Source organism: Roseovarius maritimus (assembly GCF_043355895.2).
GTDB classification, from domain to species: Bacteria; Pseudomonadota; Alphaproteobacteria; order Rhodobacterales; family Rhodobacteraceae; genus Roseovarius; species Roseovarius maritimus.
Map to the genome: position 1 here is coordinate 48,300 of NZ_JBHFPF020000012.1, position 17,121 is coordinate 65,420.

General features: G+C 57.0%; 16 protein-coding genes. 14 read left to right on the forward strand and 2 right to left on the reverse strand.

All coding sequences use genetic code 11. The features are described 5' to 3' along the window. Positions 1-27: 27 nt before the first annotated feature. A complete protein-coding gene (locus ACEWPM_RS17005; protein WP_393963848.1) occupies positions 28-1,116 on the reverse strand; it encodes an MraY family glycosyltransferase in 1,089 nt (362 codons plus the stop codon). A 341-nt stretch (positions 1,117-1,457) separates the two neighbouring features. Then, a complete protein-coding gene (gene nusG / locus ACEWPM_RS17010; RefSeq protein ID WP_393963849.1) occupies positions 1,458-1,988 on the reverse strand; it encodes a transcription termination/antitermination protein NusG in 531 nt (176 codons plus the stop codon). 688 nt (positions 1,989-2,676) lie between these two features. Between nusG and rfbH the strand changes: the two genes are divergently transcribed. From rfbH to ACEWPM_RS17080, 14 genes are all read left to right on the forward strand, one after another. Continuing rightward, entirely contained in the window at positions 2,677-3,993 is a 1,317-nt protein-coding gene (rfbH, locus tag ACEWPM_RS17015; RefSeq protein ID WP_393963850.1) for a lipopolysaccharide biosynthesis protein RfbH, read from the forward strand. After that, on the forward strand, positions 3,990-4,760 hold the full coding sequence (rfbF, locus tag ACEWPM_RS17020) for a glucose-1-phosphate cytidylyltransferase (RefSeq protein WP_393963851.1): 771 nt from the start codon (positions 3,990-3,992) through the stop codon (positions 4,758-4,760). The genes rfbH and rfbF overlap by 4 nt, the downstream gene beginning before the upstream one ends. Positions 4,761-4,810: 50 nt before the next feature. Continuing rightward, the gene (gene rfbG / locus ACEWPM_RS17025; protein WP_393963852.1) at positions 4,811-5,839 is read left to right on the forward strand and encodes a CDP-glucose 4,6-dehydratase; all 1,029 of its coding nucleotides are present in this window, start codon (positions 4,811-4,813) and stop codon (positions 5,837-5,839) included. Then, a complete protein-coding gene (locus ACEWPM_RS17030; protein WP_393963853.1) occupies positions 5,826-6,746 on the forward strand; it encodes an NAD-dependent epimerase/dehydratase family protein in 921 nt (306 codons plus the stop codon). The genes rfbG and ACEWPM_RS17030 overlap by 14 nt, the downstream gene beginning before the upstream one ends. Further along, positions 6,746-7,303, forward strand: a complete 558-nt coding sequence (locus tag ACEWPM_RS17035; RefSeq protein WP_393963854.1) for a dTDP-4-dehydrorhamnose 3,5-epimerase family protein — start codon at positions 6,746-6,748, stop codon at positions 7,301-7,303. Before ACEWPM_RS17030 ends, ACEWPM_RS17035 begins: the two co-directional genes overlap by 1 nt. Further along, positions 7,300-8,778, forward strand: coding sequence for a lipopolysaccharide biosynthesis protein (locus tag ACEWPM_RS17040; RefSeq protein ID WP_393963855.1), 1,479 nt, complete (start codon positions 7,300-7,302; stop codon positions 8,776-8,778). Before ACEWPM_RS17035 ends, ACEWPM_RS17040 begins: the two co-directional genes overlap by 4 nt. A 58-nt stretch (positions 8,779-8,836) precedes the next feature. Beyond that, a complete protein-coding gene (locus ACEWPM_RS17045) occupies positions 8,837-9,826 on the forward strand; it encodes a glycosyltransferase (protein WP_393963856.1) in 990 nt (329 codons plus the stop codon). A gap of 130 nt (positions 9,827-9,956) precedes the next feature. Further along, complete coding sequence (locus ACEWPM_RS17050) at positions 9,957-11,270, forward strand: hypothetical protein (protein WP_393963857.1); 1,314 nt, start codon at positions 9,957-9,959, stop codon at positions 11,268-11,270. Next, positions 11,267-12,367, forward strand: a complete 1,101-nt coding sequence (locus ACEWPM_RS17055; protein WP_393963858.1) for a glycosyltransferase family 4 protein — start codon at positions 11,267-11,269, stop codon at positions 12,365-12,367. Before ACEWPM_RS17050 ends, ACEWPM_RS17055 begins: the two co-directional genes overlap by 4 nt. Before the next feature lies 1 nt (position 12,368). Continuing rightward, a complete protein-coding gene (locus ACEWPM_RS17060) occupies positions 12,369-13,376 on the forward strand; it encodes a hypothetical protein (RefSeq protein WP_393963859.1) in 1,008 nt (335 codons plus the stop codon). Next, on the forward strand, positions 13,373-13,966 hold the full coding sequence (locus ACEWPM_RS17065) for a nucleoside/nucleotide kinase family protein (RefSeq protein ID WP_393963860.1): 594 nt from the start codon (positions 13,373-13,375) through the stop codon (positions 13,964-13,966). Before ACEWPM_RS17060 ends, ACEWPM_RS17065 begins: the two co-directional genes overlap by 4 nt. Further along, the gene (locus ACEWPM_RS17070) at positions 13,963-15,126 is read left to right on the forward strand and encodes a phosphotransferase (protein WP_393963861.1); all 1,164 of its coding nucleotides are present in this window, start codon (positions 13,963-13,965) and stop codon (positions 15,124-15,126) included. Before ACEWPM_RS17065 ends, ACEWPM_RS17070 begins: the two co-directional genes overlap by 4 nt. Next, positions 15,123-15,833: an acyltransferase gene (locus tag ACEWPM_RS17075; RefSeq protein ID WP_393963862.1), complete on the forward strand. Its 711-nt coding sequence runs from the start codon at positions 15,123-15,125 to the stop codon at positions 15,831-15,833. Before ACEWPM_RS17070 ends, ACEWPM_RS17075 begins: the two co-directional genes overlap by 4 nt. Before the next feature lie 74 nt (positions 15,834-15,907). Continuing rightward, positions 15,908-17,089 carry a glycosyltransferase family 4 protein gene (locus tag ACEWPM_RS17080; RefSeq protein ID WP_393963863.1) on the forward strand — a complete coding sequence of 394 codons (1,182 nt, stop codon included), beginning with the start codon at positions 15,908-15,910 and terminating at the stop codon, positions 17,087-17,089. The last annotated feature ends 32 nt before the right edge of the window (positions 17,090-17,121 follow it).

Below are 17,121 nucleotides of genomic sequence, written 5' to 3' on the forward strand. Positions count from 1 at the left end.
TTTTCAGCCACATCAGCGCACGTGATGTCAGGCGGCGGTTTGCCGGCGCCCCGCAGCCCGCCGCATCAGAGCGACGCGCCGATAGGTCAGAATATAAAGTATAAAGACGATCGCGAGGCTCACAAGGATGCCCGCAGAATTCGTGCGCGACACGAGCATCAAGCACACGGCAATGCACGGAAGTGGCCACACGAGCGCCGCTGTGATGGGGTTACGCAGCTTTTCCAAAGGCGCAGCCTGTGCCGCGATCCTTCTGGCATGACCCCGGTAGACAAGGCTATGGAGATGCAACCGATCGGGCTTGCCGGGGTGAGCATTCCGCCTCACCATACGGCGCCGTATTGAGACCAGCATTTCGATGATGGGATAGGACAGGGCCATGATACCGATGAGAGGCGAGAGCTCCGAATTGCGAAGAGGCAGCATCAGCGCAATAACCACCAGAAGGAAGCCCGTCATGTAGGCGCCGCCATCGCCGAGAAAGATTTTACCAAAAGGAAAGTTGAGCAGGAAAAAACCGCTCAGAGCGCCGATTGACACCAAGCAGAGGGAGAGAATCGTCGCATCCCCTTCTAATGCCGCAACAGCGGCAAACCCGGTTAGAATAATCAAGGCGGTGCCGGATGATAAACCATTGACCCCGTCAATAATATTGAAGGCATTGGCAACTCCCGCAATCACGATGACTGTGAAGGGAATGGCAAACCATTTGTAGGCCAGCATCCAATCCAGACCCAAAACATCCGTGTGGTCTATGTAGTAACCGGTCAATGCAATGAAGATAAGGCCCGCGCAGAGCGTTGCCAAAAGACGCCATTTGGCGCTTACTCTTTTAGTGATGTCCTCTATCAAACCTGATCCCAAAGCGGGAACAGCAGCAACACATGTCAGCAGCCACAAGTGAAATGCGTCTGGCACCAACGCCAAACCGCCAGCAACAAATCCAATCACAAGAGACAGGCCGCCAATTCGCGGAACAGGTTTCTGATGAAGCTTCTGAACGCCGGGATCGTGGTCATGGCTGAGATATCCATGCAATTTTTCCGTCGCGACGATCAGCACAGCGATGACAAAGCTTGCTAAAAATGCGACAGCCGCAGGAGTAAGATAGATCATTCGAAAACCACCATCACTTTAGCCCTACACCACTGCCGCTGCATTTCGCACAGCCCGGAGGGCGACGTTGAAACGTTCTGGTGCTTTTTTGAGTGAATCGTGCGGCCACCGCTCGATCCACATGCGAAAAGTCGCGCCACTTAGTAACGAAATCGCCACTGCTGAGCGATCAGTAGCGCGCGAGACTTGCTCTTCGTACTGACGTCTTATGCAATCACAACCATGAAGTGTCATCTCACAGATTATTTTATATGGCAAGCGGTTCGGTGATGTTTTCATGGCCAGTTTTTATCATGGAAAGGGAGTGGCGGACTTGTCGCTCCACATGTCAGCGCAGGCCTTCACTCTTGCCGCACAACGCGCTGACGGTCCAGCGTCACCCTTGTATGGGCGCCCAGAAGGTCCAACAGAACGTGGATCCTTTTCTCGTCATCTATGTGCTCGATCGTCGTTACGAAGTCTGCAAACGGCCCGCTTGTGATGCGGATGTCATCGCCTGCGACCAGATCGTTATCCGCTTGCAAGACACCAAATTCGTCACAGCGCCGCATGAGGCCACGAACGATTTCTCCCGGCACGCAGGCCGGACCGTTTTGCCCGAAACCGACAAGCTGCGACACGCCTGGCGTTGAGCGAAGCTGGGACCAGTGCACCCCCGCCCCGTTTTTGCTGAAGAAGATATATCCGGCGAAAACGGGGCGCTGCTCGATCCGAATCTGCCCCCGCCACCGGCGCTCCACCATGTGCTGCGGCATGAAGAGATCCACGTCCAGGCGAGAGAGATGCCTGAACGCGATATGATTCTGGTTGGGCTTGCACAGCAACAGATGCCAATCGGCTATCATGTCTTGAGTCGAGTGATCGGAGGTCATGGAGAAACCACCCTTGGAGGAATGTGACTGAGCCACAGATGGTCAAGTCATCGGTTCGGCGCAACCCTTGCGCGCAACTTCGTGCCGAGCACACATTAAAAAATTCGGCTTTCAACGCTGCATATTGTCAGCTACGGGTGCCCGCGTGACCGTTGGGTGTCGTTGAAAAACACGGCGCCGAACGGGTGACCCGCTCAAAACCGCTTGAGTGGCCATGCGTGAGCCTGCGCGAATGTCAGGATGATCGGATGCCTCGGCAGGTACGCATGTCATTGCGGTACTCTGGCCGAGTTTTGGGAAGTGAGCTTTGGGGTTTCGGCCTCTTGTGACGCGGGGGAGCCCGTCCTGACCGGCATCGGCGCTGAATGGCCCCGGGAGTAAACGTTATCGGGCATTTGAAGGTTTGGGCTCTGTGTTATCGGGGGCATCATGTAGCGGTGAGCATCCCTGTAAAAGCTCTCTAAATCCAATGTTGTTTATGAAAATTTGGCGTATTAAGGATTCAGAAATGACAAGGTGATAGCTTTCCCTCTTACCGCTTGGGTGACCACAGCTATCGACTCCAAGTTGGTAAAATACCTAAACGGCATGCGCTTGGATTCTAGCGTTTGTGGAAGATCGAAAAAAGCGCTTGATGGGCTTTTCTGAAAAGCTCTTATGACAAAGGCATTAAAAATTGGAGACCTCTGTGAACATAGATCGAAACCAGATTCTGCAAACGAGCCGCGAGTACCTGGAGCAGACACTTGCACCAAAAGAGTTCGTGCCAGGAGAAACATACATTCCACCCTCCGGCAAAGTTCTGGACGCCCAAGATGGTGTTAATCTGATCGACGCCGCTTTGGATATGTGGCTCACGGCTGGTAGGTATGCGGATGAATTCGAAAGCAAACTAGCCGAGAAGTTCGGCCGTAAAATGTCGAAGCTTACAGTGTCTGGCTCCGCAGCCAATCTCCTTGCGTTTTCTACGCTCACCTCGTGGAAACTGGGCGAAAAGAGAATTCGGCCAGGCGATGAAATCATTACGGTTGCAGCAGGTTTTCCGACCACCGTCGCGCCAATAGTACAATTTGGCTGTGTTCCGGTATGCGTGGATATCGATCTGGCGACCCATAATATAGACGTCAACAGAATTGAGGCAGCCATCGGGCCCAAAACCCGGGGGATCATGATCGCGCACTCCCTAGGCAATCCCTTCGACGCGGTCCGCATTGCAGAGCTGTGCCGCGAGCACGACCTCTATTTGGTTGAAGACTGCTGTGACGCCTTCGGCGCGAAGATTGACGGCAAAGGTGTCGGCACATTCGGTGACTTGGCTACTCTGAGCTTCTACCCGGCGCACCACATAACTATGGGTGAAGGCGGCGCCGTGCTGATGGACAGCATTCGCTTGGCCCGGATCACAGAGAGTTTCCGCGATTGGGGGCGCGACTGTTACTGCAAACCCGGATGCGACAACACATGCGGCAAACGCTTCGAGTGGGAACTTGGCGATCTGCCAAAGGGCTATGATCACAAGTACATTTATTCTCACATCGGATATAACCTGAAGGTGTCTGACATGCAGGCAGCAATTGGCTGTAGCCAGCTCGCCAAGCTTGATATGTTCATCTCCAAACGTAATGCAAATTTCAATGGCCTCACGCGTCGGATCAAAGCGGCAGGACTCGAAGAGTATCTGCATCTGCCTGAAGCTACACCGAACTCTGAGCCGTCGTGGTTCGGATACCTCATGACATTGCGCGATGGAGCAGGTCTTGATCGTACTACGATCGTAAAAGAGTTAGAAAAAAGGAAGGTCGGTACGCGGCTTCTCTTTGCCGGTAACTTGCTGCGCCAACCTGCCTTCAAAAATATCGACCATCGCGTGGTCGGAAATCTCGACAACACTGACAAGACGATGCGTGATAGTTTCTGGATCGGTGTCTGGCCGGGGATCACCGAAGGAATGCTTGACTACATGGTGGAGACCTTAGGGGCCGTAATCCGGGAAAATCTAAAATGAAAGCAATGATCCTAGCTGGTGGGTTTGGCACCCGCCTGGCTGAAGAAACGGACGTTCGGCCCAAACCGATGGTCGAAATTGGTGGGCGTCCTATCATGTGGCACATAATGAGCCACTACTCCCGGCATGGCATTAACGAGTTTGTCGTCTGCCTTGGCTACAAGGCTGAATATGTCAGGAAATTCTTTCTCGAGTATGCCGCGTCGCTGTCAGACTTCACAGTAAATCTGGCCACTCAAGAAGTGGAGGTGCACAAGCACCGAGCTGAGGATTGGCGGGTCACACTGGTCGATACCGGCAGAGACACATTGACCGGGGGTCGGATTAAGCGCGCGATAGGGCACGTCTCCCCAGACGAGCCGTTCTGCTTGACCTATGGCGACGGCCTGAGCAACGTCGACATTTCAGCCTCAATCGCCTTCCACAAAGCCCACGGCAAGCTTGCCACTGTGACTGCGGTTACTCCACCGGGCCGGTTCGGCGTTCTCGACATCGACGGTGAGAACCGTGTAACGGGCTTTCGCGAAAAGATCGCCTCGGACCAGTACCGCATCAACGGAGGCTTCTTTGTCCTAAATCCGAAAGTAAGAGACTACATAAAGGACGATGAGACTGTCTGGGAGCAGGACCCGATGCGCCGGCTCGCCGCCGATGGCGAGTTGCAGGCCTGGGATCACGGTGGTTTCTGGCAACCGATGGATACGCTCCGCGATAAATTGTATCTCGAAAGTCTCTGGGACAGCGGTAACCCGCCTTGGAGATCGTAGTGGAAAGGCGTCGAGTCAGCCCCGAATTCTGGCGCGGAAAGCGCGTCTTCATGACAGGTCACACGGGTTTCAAGGGCGCGTGGCTAGCTTTTTGGCTGAGCGAGTTAGGAGCTGAAGTCACCGGCTTCGCCCTCGCACCCGAGACAGATCCAGCCCTCTATTCGCTGTTGCAGCTCGACTGCTTGATGAACAGTGTTATCGGTGACATCCGCGACCCCGTTGCACTGCGCGATGCGATGATCGCGTCCCGTCCCGAGGTCGTTTTGCACTTGGCCGCGCAGCCGATAGTATCAACCGGGTACCGTGATCCTGTGGGCACCTTCGCGACCAACGTGATGGGAGTCGTCAACTTACTCGAGGTTTGCCGCGAGTTAGGAGGAAACCTCGCCGTCCTAGTGATCTCATCTGACAAATGCTACCGAAACAACGACGAGAACCGCGCCTTTCGGATCACCGATCCGCTCGGCGGGCATGACCCCTACTCCGCCTCCAAGGCTGGTACAGAGATCGTGGTGGGAGCTTATGCTGCGTCTTACTTCAATTCATCTGACGGGCCGGTTCTGGCCTCAGCGCGCGCCGGCAACGTGGTCGGCGGTGGCGACTGGTCGATCGACCGGTTGCTGCCAGACGGCGCGCGTGCGTTTTCTCGCGGCGCGCCGCTAGTCTTGCGCAACCCGCTCGCGACCAGGCCCTGGCAGCACGTCGTCGAGCCTCTCTATGGTTATATGATGCTGATTGAGGCAATGGTGCTGGATCGAGCCTTCGAAGGCCCTTGGAACTTTGGCCCCAGCGACCGCAACCACCAGTCGGTGGGGACACTAGCCAAAATGTTCGCCGAGGCTTGGGGTGATGCAGCGTCGGTCGAAATCTCGAACTCAGAACAGGACTGGAAGGAAGCGGCCACGCTGGACCTCGATTGCGCCGAGACCAACGAAACCCTCGGTTGGCAGCCGGTCCTCGACCTCAAGACCACAATTAAGTGGACCGCGGACTGGTATCGTAAGGCATATATGAACCCGTCACCGAATGCGTTGCGGGCACTGACCAAGGAGCAGATCGACAGCTATGTCAGACTATAAGCCTACCGTTCCTGACGGCTTGGCCGACTCGACCGTTTGCCTGACTGGCTTCAGTGGCTATGTTGGAAGCCATCTGTTGGCCACCCTGCGGGCGGCGGGTATTCGGCCTTACCTTATCCCTCGTCCCGGCACGGCCCCACCCAGGACGCCGGACGCAGACACCGCAACGCCATGGATCGGGGCGGAAGACCTAGCCGAGCAGATCACTCGACTCAATAATCCGGTGATCCTCAATATCGCGGGCCATTTTGTCAGCCGTCATGTGGCCACCGATATTCCTCCCTTGGTCGCAGGTAATCTCGAGTTTCCGCTCCTAATTTTTGAGACGTTGAAGTTGTCCGGCCACAGTCGAATCGTCAATATAGGCACCAGCTGGGAATACTCCGCCACCGGCGCCGAGAGGCCAGCGAATCTTTACGCTCAGCTCAAGGCCTTCAACGCCAAGAGCCTCGAAAGCTATGCGAGCGAGGCACCGTTCCGCGCCATCAACCTCAAGCTGAACGATACCTACGGCGGCAACGATACCCGCTCCAAGCTCCTACCGATGTTGAAGTGCCGCTGGCTCGGTGGCCAAGCGGCACTGTTGCGATCTTGGGCGCAGCCGATCAATCTGCTGCACATAGCCGACGTACAAGAGGGCCTACTCGCAGCCGCTTTGCATACGGAAGACCTGCCCCTCCACACGGTCAAGACCGCCTTCTTGCTGGGCAGCGAGACGGTTAAGCTCGGCGCACTTACGGCGCGTCTCAAGGATGGTATAGCCCCGGAGCTCTCAGTGCAGTTCAAGGACATGGCCGAAGAGGATCCCGCCTTGCGCGACGTCTGGGAGACCGCACCACGGCTACCCAACTGGCACCCGCGCATCTCACTCGATGACGGTCTAAGAGACTACTTCTGTGAGGCGTGATGAAGCTTGATGCCACCCCACTTGCGCTGCCCGGCTGTTTCTCCGCACGGCTGACAACATTTGAAGACTCTCGCGGCAGCTTTCAGAAGCTGTTTCACGCTGGTGGCTTCGGAATGTATTTACCGGGTTACCTGCCCCAAGAGATCTATCTCACGACCTCGGCCAAGGGGGTTCTGCGCGGCATGCATTTCCAGCTCCCACCCGATGACCATGCCAAGGTGGTGGTCTGCCTGGGCGGCAAGGTCACTGACGTGCTGCTCGACCTCCGGCCAGGCGCAACCTATGGTGAGACCGTCGCAGTTGAGCTTGCGCCCGACGGCCAGAACGCTGTTCTGCTACCCAAGGGGATCGCCCACGGCTTTTACGCGAAGGCGGACGACAGCGCGCTGCTTTACCTCGTCGAAACGGGCCACAGCCCGGAAAACGACAAGGGCATTCTGTGGAACAGCTTCGCCTTCGACTGGCCCAACGAAGCCCCGATACTATCGGCACGCGATACCCAGCATCCACCCTTCGCCAAATTCTCACCTCCCAGCGACTGGGAGAGGATTATTTGAGGCCCAAACTGCGAACCGCGGCCGAGTCCCACGCAACACTTCTCGACCTTAGGGTGTTCGGCGGGATCGCAGTTAAGATCGCGACGGCGGTTTTGCAGTTCCTAGCGATCCCAGTGATTATTTGGCAGGCGGGCCTGGAAACCTACGGTCTGTTCGGCATCTTCTCGATCCTCATCATATATTTTGCTATGGCGGATCTGGGGATTACCAAGTCCACACTGCGTTTCGTTTCGATGTCGCTCGCAGAGGACGTGAGCGAAGTCTTCAGCGTAATCTTTATTCTGACGGCGGTCTTTTGCCTGTTCTTCGTGGGCATTGGTCTGTTGCTATCCGACCCTATCTTATGGCTGATGGGAATTGAGGCGACGACGTCCAATCGAACGATCTACTACCTCGCTTTGGCCACCTCGTTGTTGTTCGTGGCCCGCTCGCTCTACGTCAGCGTCATGTATGCGCTGGAACGCTTCCGGTTCGCCTACAACACGACCGTGGCCTTCGACATGTTGCGTTGGGGCGCATCCATCGCTGCAGTTACGCTGTTTAAAGAAACACTTCTAGCGCTGATCTTGGTCGTAGCGCTGTCCACTTTTGCTCACGTAGTGATGCTGGCCTACGTCGTACATTTCCCGAATCGAGTTCGGATTGCGATCCCGAAAAACGCATCGCTTATGAAAGCCATCCTGCACTATTCGTTTAGCGTTTTCGCGATCGACATTTTCAACAAGGTCTCGTCCTACACCGATAAGATCCTGGTCGCCTCCACTGGGGTTGTGGTAAATTTCGCCCACTACTACATCGCCTTCCAAGTGGTGGGGAAGATTTCCGATTTTCTCTCCGCGGCCACGATCCCCTACATCCAATCCGTCGCCAAGCTTTTCAGCCGCAGCGATAAGGCGGCCATTCGCGCAACTATCAACGCAGCCTTCGACAAGGTGGGCATCCTGTTTCTGCCTCTGATCTTCTCGCTATTAGTTTTTGGCAAGACTTACCTGTCACTCTGGCTGGATCCCGTCACCGCCGCCGAGGTCTACCCCTTCCTCGCTGTGCTGTCCGCCGGCTATGCGATGTCGATCTACGGCACAATCACGATCAATCTTGCTAACGCCGTCGGCCAAACGTCGATTTCGGTCCTGTCCACCGCTTTGATGGCAGGCACCATCCTGGTCGGCGGGCTCCTAACGCTTCCGACCTATGGGCCGCTAGGCATGAGCGTAGTTTGGACAGCGAGCCAGGTCATTCCCCTCGTGATCGTGTTTCCTGTCACCATGCGGGTACTTGGGATCGGTCGGATCCGTTTGGTGTTGCGCGCGTTTGCCACAATTGCCTGGATCGCCGCGACCTTCTTTTTGGCGAAGGTTCTGGCCCACGCACTGTTCTTGACCCCGACATCATATGAAATGCTCGTGCCCGCCATCGCCGCGCTAGCCCTTTCCTATTCGCCGACTTTATTGTCCCTAGTGCGCAACCATACGTGATACGTCGACACCGTTCCTACAGCGCCATCGCCCCGCGGCGACAGAAAGAGTGATGACCATGGACAACAACACCATCGATATCGTGATCCCGACATACAACCGGTCCGGTCAGCTTCGGTTAGCGATCGAGAGCGCGTTGGCACAGACCATGGGCGGGTTCAACCTTTACGTGCTTGACAATTGCTCGACCGATGACACCGAAGAAGCATGCGCTGAGTTTAAAAGCCGGGGGGTTACATACATACGCAATCCATCAAACCTCGGCATGGTCGGCAACTGGAACCGGGCGTTGATGTTGGGTGATGCGCCGTACCTCCTGATCCTACACGACGACGACGAGTTGACCCCGGAATTCCTAGCAACGACCGTTCCCATGATAGCTAGGGCGGAAGGCGCAGCGTTTCTTCATTCGGCAGCAACGATCATCAACAGAGATGGCAAGCGACAGTTCCACCGAACTCTGGATTTGCCCTCAGAGATGTCTGGCAACGAATTCTTTACCAGGTTTCTCAACGGCAAGATGAGTGTGATCTGCCCCACCGTAATATACAACCGCAAGGTCATCCCCTCAAGTTATAGGTTCCAAGAAGAACTGCCCTTCACTGCGGACTTGTTTTTCTTCATCGGTGCATCGGGATTCGGAAGTGTTCTCTACAGCGACAAGCCGTACTTCCGCTATCGCGTTCACGAAGCCAGCACCACTTCATCGCTAGTCAAATCCATCGACAGAAAAATTGCTGACCGGGTCCATGCATCGGCCTACCTGCAGGGGCAGGCGGATCAGCGAGCGGTGCCCAACAACCTCAAGGCCGGGGCCGGTAAGAGCTATCGCTTGGCAGCACTGACCGCGGATGTATGGTTCACACGACGTCTTGGCGGAAGCTACGGCGACGTTTTACACGTGGCCCGAAGAACGGTTTCGGCCGAGCCAGACCTTTTGTGCTACCCGCGCTTCTACGCGCAGCTATCAATGGCGCTCCTGCCTTCCGCCGTCCTGCGCGGCCTTGCCTTCGTAAAGCGACGCATGATTTCGGAGAGTAACGCGTGACGACAACCCCGACGCATAACCTAGCCGATTTCTCGGCCGGCGCGGCCTCAGCCAGTGGCGGATGCAGTCGGGTCAGGCGAACAGACGTTCCAACCGGAACGCGGCTGCGTGAAACAGCTGAGTTGTGACAATGCACAGTTTTAAGGTCAAGACGATCAACCTCTTTACGGCTGCCTTCTTAACGATGTTTTTCGTCCTGGGGTTTATCAGTTTTGCGCCTATCCTAGTTGCTTTCGCCCTGTATTGCCTGGCAAACCGGAGGGTCCATTTCGGCGATATCCGTCGAGCCGGCATACCCGCACTAGGCGCGATTTTCTTGGTGGCCGTATTGTCAACTATTACGCTCTCACCTTATCCGTTTTCGGCGTGGAATACGGGCAAAGATCTGTACTTCTTCTTCGCGCCAATTCTAATGCTGATCCTAGGCCTAACATTCATCAATAGTCCATCCGACTTTGAGCGCATTTTGACTACAGCAGTCAAAATTTTCACTATTATCTCGATAATGCTCTTTTCTGACTTCCTGTTCAGCGGTGGTGTTTTTAACATCTCGCTCGAAGCACGCTATTCATATGGGCTGGACAGCACCGCCTCTACGCTCGCACTTCTACTGATCATTTCACTTCGACCGACTCTTGCTGCACTGGCGGCAAGATCGACGCTCTCTGCGCTTGCAATACTCAACTTGGCTCTGATTATCGCTTCTCTGTCGCGGGTCAACATCTCGATCACCTTTATCTCGCTAGTATTCGTCTATTCCCACAACCGATTGATACAAAGCGCCGTGTTCGTTGGCACTATGTTCGTAATTGCCGCCCCACTCTTACAATTATCATATATTGCGCCAACAGGATCGACTAGTGGCGATTTTAGTTTCCTCGGAAAACTACAGAACTCACTTCAGGAATTTAGAATCTCGAATTACTCGGACTTAGGAGACATTAACGAAAACTGGAGGGGATACGAGGCATATCTCGGCATTGAACAGGTCCAGCAAGTTGGCGGTTGGGCAAATCTGATCGGGGTCGGTTTCGGAAGTTTCGCTAGGGGACCGTTCGTCGACAAACTTACTCTGATCCCATATTTTCATAACGGATTCGTAACCATATTCCTCAAGTCTGGGACACTAGGGATCGCGTTTTTTACTATCTTTTCCGGTAAACTCTATATGGTCTCTCGGTTGGCTTTTTTGCAGGCGCGCTCCAATTCCGATCAGCGAGTTACCTGCGCAGCACTTATCATCTTCCTTTTCACAAACTCGATGCTGATGCGAACGCTAACAACACACGGTGTCTACTACGCCAAAACGACACTAGAGCTGTTCTTCATCGGTCTCTCGATCTACGTAATAGGCCGTTTACAACGCGACCGTGCAAGAGTGCTTAGGTTTTGCGAGGACGAAAGCCACCTTGAACCACAAACAGCAGCCAAGGCAGAGCGATGATGAAAGTTCTGCATGTCATCCTTGGCAAGGCCGACAAGAACCGCGCCAATGGCGTCAACCAAGTTATTGCAGGGCTGGCCAAATACACGGCCCGGCATGGGGCGTCGGTCGCCGTCCTGGGCAGGGCTCAGACGGCAGCGCAGGAGGGCGAAGTAATCGCGCGAGACGGCTTTGACGTCACGGTCTACTCGAAGCAGAGCCCGGCGTTTCGCGACGCAGTGCGACAGGCCGTCGGGGCAGCTGACGTCGTACACCTGCACGGCACCTATTCACCACTCAACCTGTGGGTTGGACGGGTCTGCAAGGCGGCCGGCACGCCCTATGTCGTAACCCTTCACGGTGGCTTGTCACCGGCACGCAACAGATGGCGAAACCGGCTGCAAAAACGCCTGTTTCATCTGCTGCTCCAGAAGCGCCACTTGGAACTGGCCGCGCTGATCCAGGTCTTGACCGAGGAAGAAAGCACCGAGGCCCTGGCAGAGATCCGGCCCAAGAGGATGCGCGTCATCCCCAATGGCGTGGATCTTGAGGACTTCCCTCCGCCGCCCGACCGGCGGAAAGCCGGAGCGGATTTCAGGATCGGTTACATCGGCCGGATTTCGCGCGAAAAGAATCTCGATGCGCTCTGCGCTGCCTTCGCCAGCGTCACTGCCAATTACCCTGCGCGGCTGCTTCTGGCTGGGCCGGCATCGGCCGAAGGCGATGCCATCGTTCGTCGCTACGCCGCAAGCGGTGTCGAACTCATTGGTCCGCAATTCGGCCCTGACAAACTTGCCTTCCTCGATAGCATCGACCTCTTCGTGCACCCGTCACAGACGGACGTGTTTTCCATCGGCGCGATGGAAGCGCTGGCCCGTAGCGTGCCGATGGTGATTTCGCGCACCTCTGACTCGAGCCACTTCGCCTATACCGGGGCCTTCATTATGTGCGAACCTACTGCATTCGGCATCGAACGGGCGCTGCGCAAGGCGTTCGAGCATCAAGATGACTGGCCCGCGATGGCCCGGCGCGGGCGGCAACTGATCGAGACGCGGCTGAATTGGGACGCGGCCGCCCTGGACTTGATCACAGCCTACCGGGAAATTCTGGAGCATTAACGTGTCATTCAAACAAGCCGCCACCGACCTGGTGCGCGCGGCACTCGACGGGCAGATGGATTTCTTTGTCCTGCGCGGTCTCGACGACCTCGCGCGCGAGGATGGGGACATCGACGTGCTGGTGCCCAGTGGCCGGTCAGGCCAGGCACTGTTGCGGGTCGCAGAAAGGGCGGTTGACGCGGGTTGGACAATCGCCGGGGTCGGTGACATCGGTTATCTGACGCAGATCTGTCTGGTACAACGCCTGGGCGCAGGCCAGGCCCATCGCGCGGTAAAAGTGGACTTTTTCAATGGCGCGGCTTGGGCGGCCATCGGGGCTGACCCGATGGGCCAGGCCCTATTCGAGCGTTTGAACGAGACGCTATCCGACACCGAGGTCATCGGCTTGGCCACATTACTGCAAAAGATGCTCTATGCCGGTTACCTGAGCGAACGCGACCGAGATCGGATCACGGCGGCCTGCGCGCCGGAGCGGATCTCGGCGTTCCTCGATGCCATCGGCCTACCCCTGTCGCGCGCCGATCTGGACCGGGGCCGCCTTTCACGCAGGGCGCGTTGGCGACTGCGCGCCGCATCGGCGGGCGTCGGCGTCGCAAGGATGCCGGGCTGGGGCCTGCGTGTGATCTGGAGAAAGCTCTACTTCACCCTCTTCCGCTCGACCATTCCCGGCCGCATCTTGCAGGTGGCGGGCGCCGACTCTCCCCGGCGCGCCGCGATCACCGGGCGGTTCCGGTCTCTGCTCGAACGCGCGGGGTTTCCCAACTCACTGGTTATGCCGGAGACCGACGCGGACCTCGTGAGCCTTGCTTGGCGCAAGTTTCGCGGCGAGACGGTTGTCTTGTACGCCGAATCCGCTGGATCGACCCCGACACGCGCAGCGTGGCTGGAGCCCGTGCTACAGGTGAAGATCCAACAGCGCGATGCGGATGGCGGCGATGACCTCGAGAGGGTCCTTACCGTAGTGTCGCAGCACATCCTCGAAACCCTGCGCAGGACAGTCACATCATGAATAAGCCTCCGAAAACGGTTATTTTCCTGGGCCCCGACGGCGCGGGCAAGACCACACTTCTGGGCCTCGTAGAAAAGCAATTGGCTGCACAGGGTTTGAAGTTTGCGCGCTATTACTTTGCACCCGGATACCTGAAGCGCTACCGTCCGTCAGGAACGCCAAAGATTACTACCAACCCGCACGAGGGGCTCCAATACGGTGCGGGCCTCGTCCTACTAAAAATTTTACTGATGCTTTTCGAGTTTAATATGGGCCTGCCGAAGGTGAAACGCGGTAACGAGTACGTGCTATTCGACCGGTTCATACACGACATTCTTGTCGACCCGCGCCGGTATCGGATGACCCGGGTTCGCTGGTGGATGCGGGCTCTCTTGGCATTTGCGCCGCGACCCGACCTCGCCATAATTATCACCGCAGCCCCAGATGTGATCCAAGCGCGCAAGCAGGAGGTCACGGCTGACGAAACCGAACGGCAGGTGGCAGCCTACAAGGCCGCAGCACAGCTGTTTCCAAGTGCGATCGCAGTTGAGAACGTCGGTCCGCTCGAAGTCACAGCACAACGGCTCGTCGAAGAGATCCTTCAAAGATGATCGATCTCACTCCCCTGCTTGGTCCGCAGTCGGCGAGCGGCCAGGCCGCCCATTTCCGCTTGTTTCCCCGCAATGGTGGCGAACGCTGGTTGCTCGAAGCGGGCTATCGCCGGCCTTGGCACCTCGAAACTTGGCCTCAGGCCAACCGTCGCGCGAAGATAATCTACTGCATCGCGCGGCTGTTCGGCGCCGTCGGACTTCACCTGCCGTCACAGCGCATTACACTGAATATCGCCGAAGGCTCGCCCTATTCCCAGTTTCGTTCTCGGTTTGGGGAGCTCGGTGTGTTCTTAGGAACACCCGGCCCAAATCGGAAATTCGTCGTCTTCGCCAAGGATGGCGACAAGGCGTGGTTCATAAAGGTTCCGATAAGTTCTGGCAGCGTCGCTCTGGCGCAGAACGAAGCCGCGGCGCTAGACGCTCTCGCCAATGTCAAGGGTCTGGCAAAGCGCGTGCCACGGTACTTCTGGATAGGGGACAATCTCGTACTCGAAGACGTCCGTTCGACTGGCGCTACCTATGGGCGCCTTAACGACGAAGAGATCATCCGGGTGCACGAGTTACTTTTCGCCCACAGCAGGACCGACATTACCCTTCAGGAACTAGTCAGGACTTGGACGAAGGATACTTCACCGTCGCGGTCACACCCGAACCGCGATTTGCAGGCCCTGATTGTTTCAACTAGGCAGGCGGCCCTTGACTACTTGGCAACGCTCGACCCCGCCCGGCGCGTTGATTGCTACCTTGCCCACGGCGATTTCACCCGCTGGAACGTACTGCTCGCGCCCGACGGATCCGCGCGGATCATTGATTGGGAACTGTTCGCGCGGCGAACAAAGTTTTTTGATCCGTTTCATTATCGAGTTTCACAAGGAATTCTAGTAGATCGGGCTACGCCCGATGCGATCCTCGCGCAAGTTTTTCGGTTCGGCTCCGAGGTGGCTGCGCGAGACGCAATCCTGCTCTACTTCGGTCTATATCTCGCAGAACAGACATTTGTTCACTGTAATCTGTATGAGCGCAGTGATCATGTGGTTGTACAGATGTATTGGCAACTGCAGACTTGGAAAGAGATGTTCGCATTGCTTTCGTCCCATTGCGGACCCCAAGGTTCGATTCCGACACCGGAACGGGATTGTCTGGGAAGGACCCAAACATGAACGCGCAACGTATAGGAGCCGCCGTCGTCTCAACAGCATTGAAGTGGCCGTTCGCCTCTGTTCCTGAAGTGCCGCTCTCCACCGTTGTCGGGCGCTGCCTGACCTTGGCCTGTGGTCTGTTGCGCGGTCTTCTGCCAGCGCGCCGACGGATTGTTCTCGGACGCGGCGCCCGGATCAGTGATGCGGACAGTTTGCACATCAGTGGCCGTACGGTGCTGATCGACGACTACTGTTTGGTCGACTGTAACTCGCATGAAGGAATCACGCTCGGCAGGAACTTTAAGCTGGGGACTTTTTCTCGGATGTTCGCAAGTGGCACGCTCGTCAACATCGGCAAGGGGATCGTAATCGGCGACAACGTCGGCACTGGCGAATTCGCCCAAATCGGCGGCGCCGGTGGCGTGAAAATCGGTGCCGACTGCATCTTCGGCGCCTTTCTCAGCGTTCATCCCGAGAACGACATATTCTCCGATCCCGCCCATCGAATCCGCGAACAGGGCCTGACCCGGTCTGGGATCGAAATCGGATCAGGCTGCTGGATAGGGGTGAAAGTAACAGTAACAGTCCTTGACGGTGTCAAAATCGGCCGGGGGTCGGTCATCTCTGCCGACAGCGTGATGACGAAGAGCTTCCCTGAACGCAGCGTCATTGGCGGTGTCCCGGCGCGCCTCATGAGACCGATCGACGACCTGACAAAGACAGAATGACCAGCCCAAGCATCCCACTTCAGCGAGACACCCTTACGCGCGACTGTATCCTGATAGCAGCCTACGACGCCGGAATGCGGTCCAGCGAAGGTTATGTCGCCCGCAGCTTGTTGGCTCGCCTCGATCCCGCAGCCCGGGTGGTCCTCGTCACCCGCAAAAACAACGTGGCCGAGCTTCGAGCCAATCCGGAATTTCGCGCGAAGTGCCCGAACGTGCACTTGGTTGGGTACGACCTGCCAAAATGGGCTGCCTGGTGGAAGATGGGTGCCCGGCTCTACGGACCGTACGCCTACCTGTGGCAGGCGATCTGGCCTTTCGTGCTCAGGAAGCGCCCTTGGTTGGTGAGCCGCCTGTCGGTAGTTCACACATTCAACTTCCACAACGACAGTATTCCTAGCACGGCGTGGATCCTCGGGCGGCCGACGGTCTGGGGACCGATCAACCACAATGAAGGCATCGCGGAATGGCGCAGCGAGACATGGCCGACTGTCATGAGCTGGCGTAACCGCGCAAAGACGCTAATGCGGCGGCTGGCGTGGCGGCTCGATCCGCTCCTTACGCTGGCCACACGGCGCACCAGCGTCGTACTCTCGGCCGGCAGCTGGGTCGACCGACGGCTACGGCTTACCAGCCATGCCAGCGTGCGCCGACGCAGCCAGCTCGGACTCGATCTCGACATTGTGCCACAGCGCAACCCACGCCCTGCAGGCGGATTGCGTTTGGTGTCGGGTGGGCGGCTCGACTGGATCAAGGGATTGGATCTTGCCCTGCTCGCCCTCGCGCAACTGCCCGATGAGGCGACACTGACACTCATCGGCGACGGGCCTTGTCGTGCTTTCTTGGCTGACTTCGCCCGCGCAGCTGGGGTCGCGAACCGGGTTACGTTCCATCCGGCGGTTCCGCGCGACGAGCTATTGGCGATGTATGGTGACTACGACGTATTCCTATTCACTTCCGCCGAGGCCGGTGGTTTGAGTTGGGTGGAAGCCCTTGCGACAGGATTACCAGTGATCGGGTTCGAGGGACCGAGCGAACTTTCCGACATGGCCTGCACCTTGCCGGGACTCCATCGTGTCACCGATCAACATGCACGCGCGAATAACGTCACCGCGTTGGCTGAAGCCATTCTCGCCGTCTCGGTCGCCGGTTCCAATCCGGCTGAAATCGCCGAAGCGGCACGGACAAGATACGGCTGGGACGGATTTGCAGGGCAAGTCCTGGATGTCTACGCGACCTTGGGCGCGGCCCCACGATGATTGCCCCCAATAATGTTTTGGGAGGCTCCTGC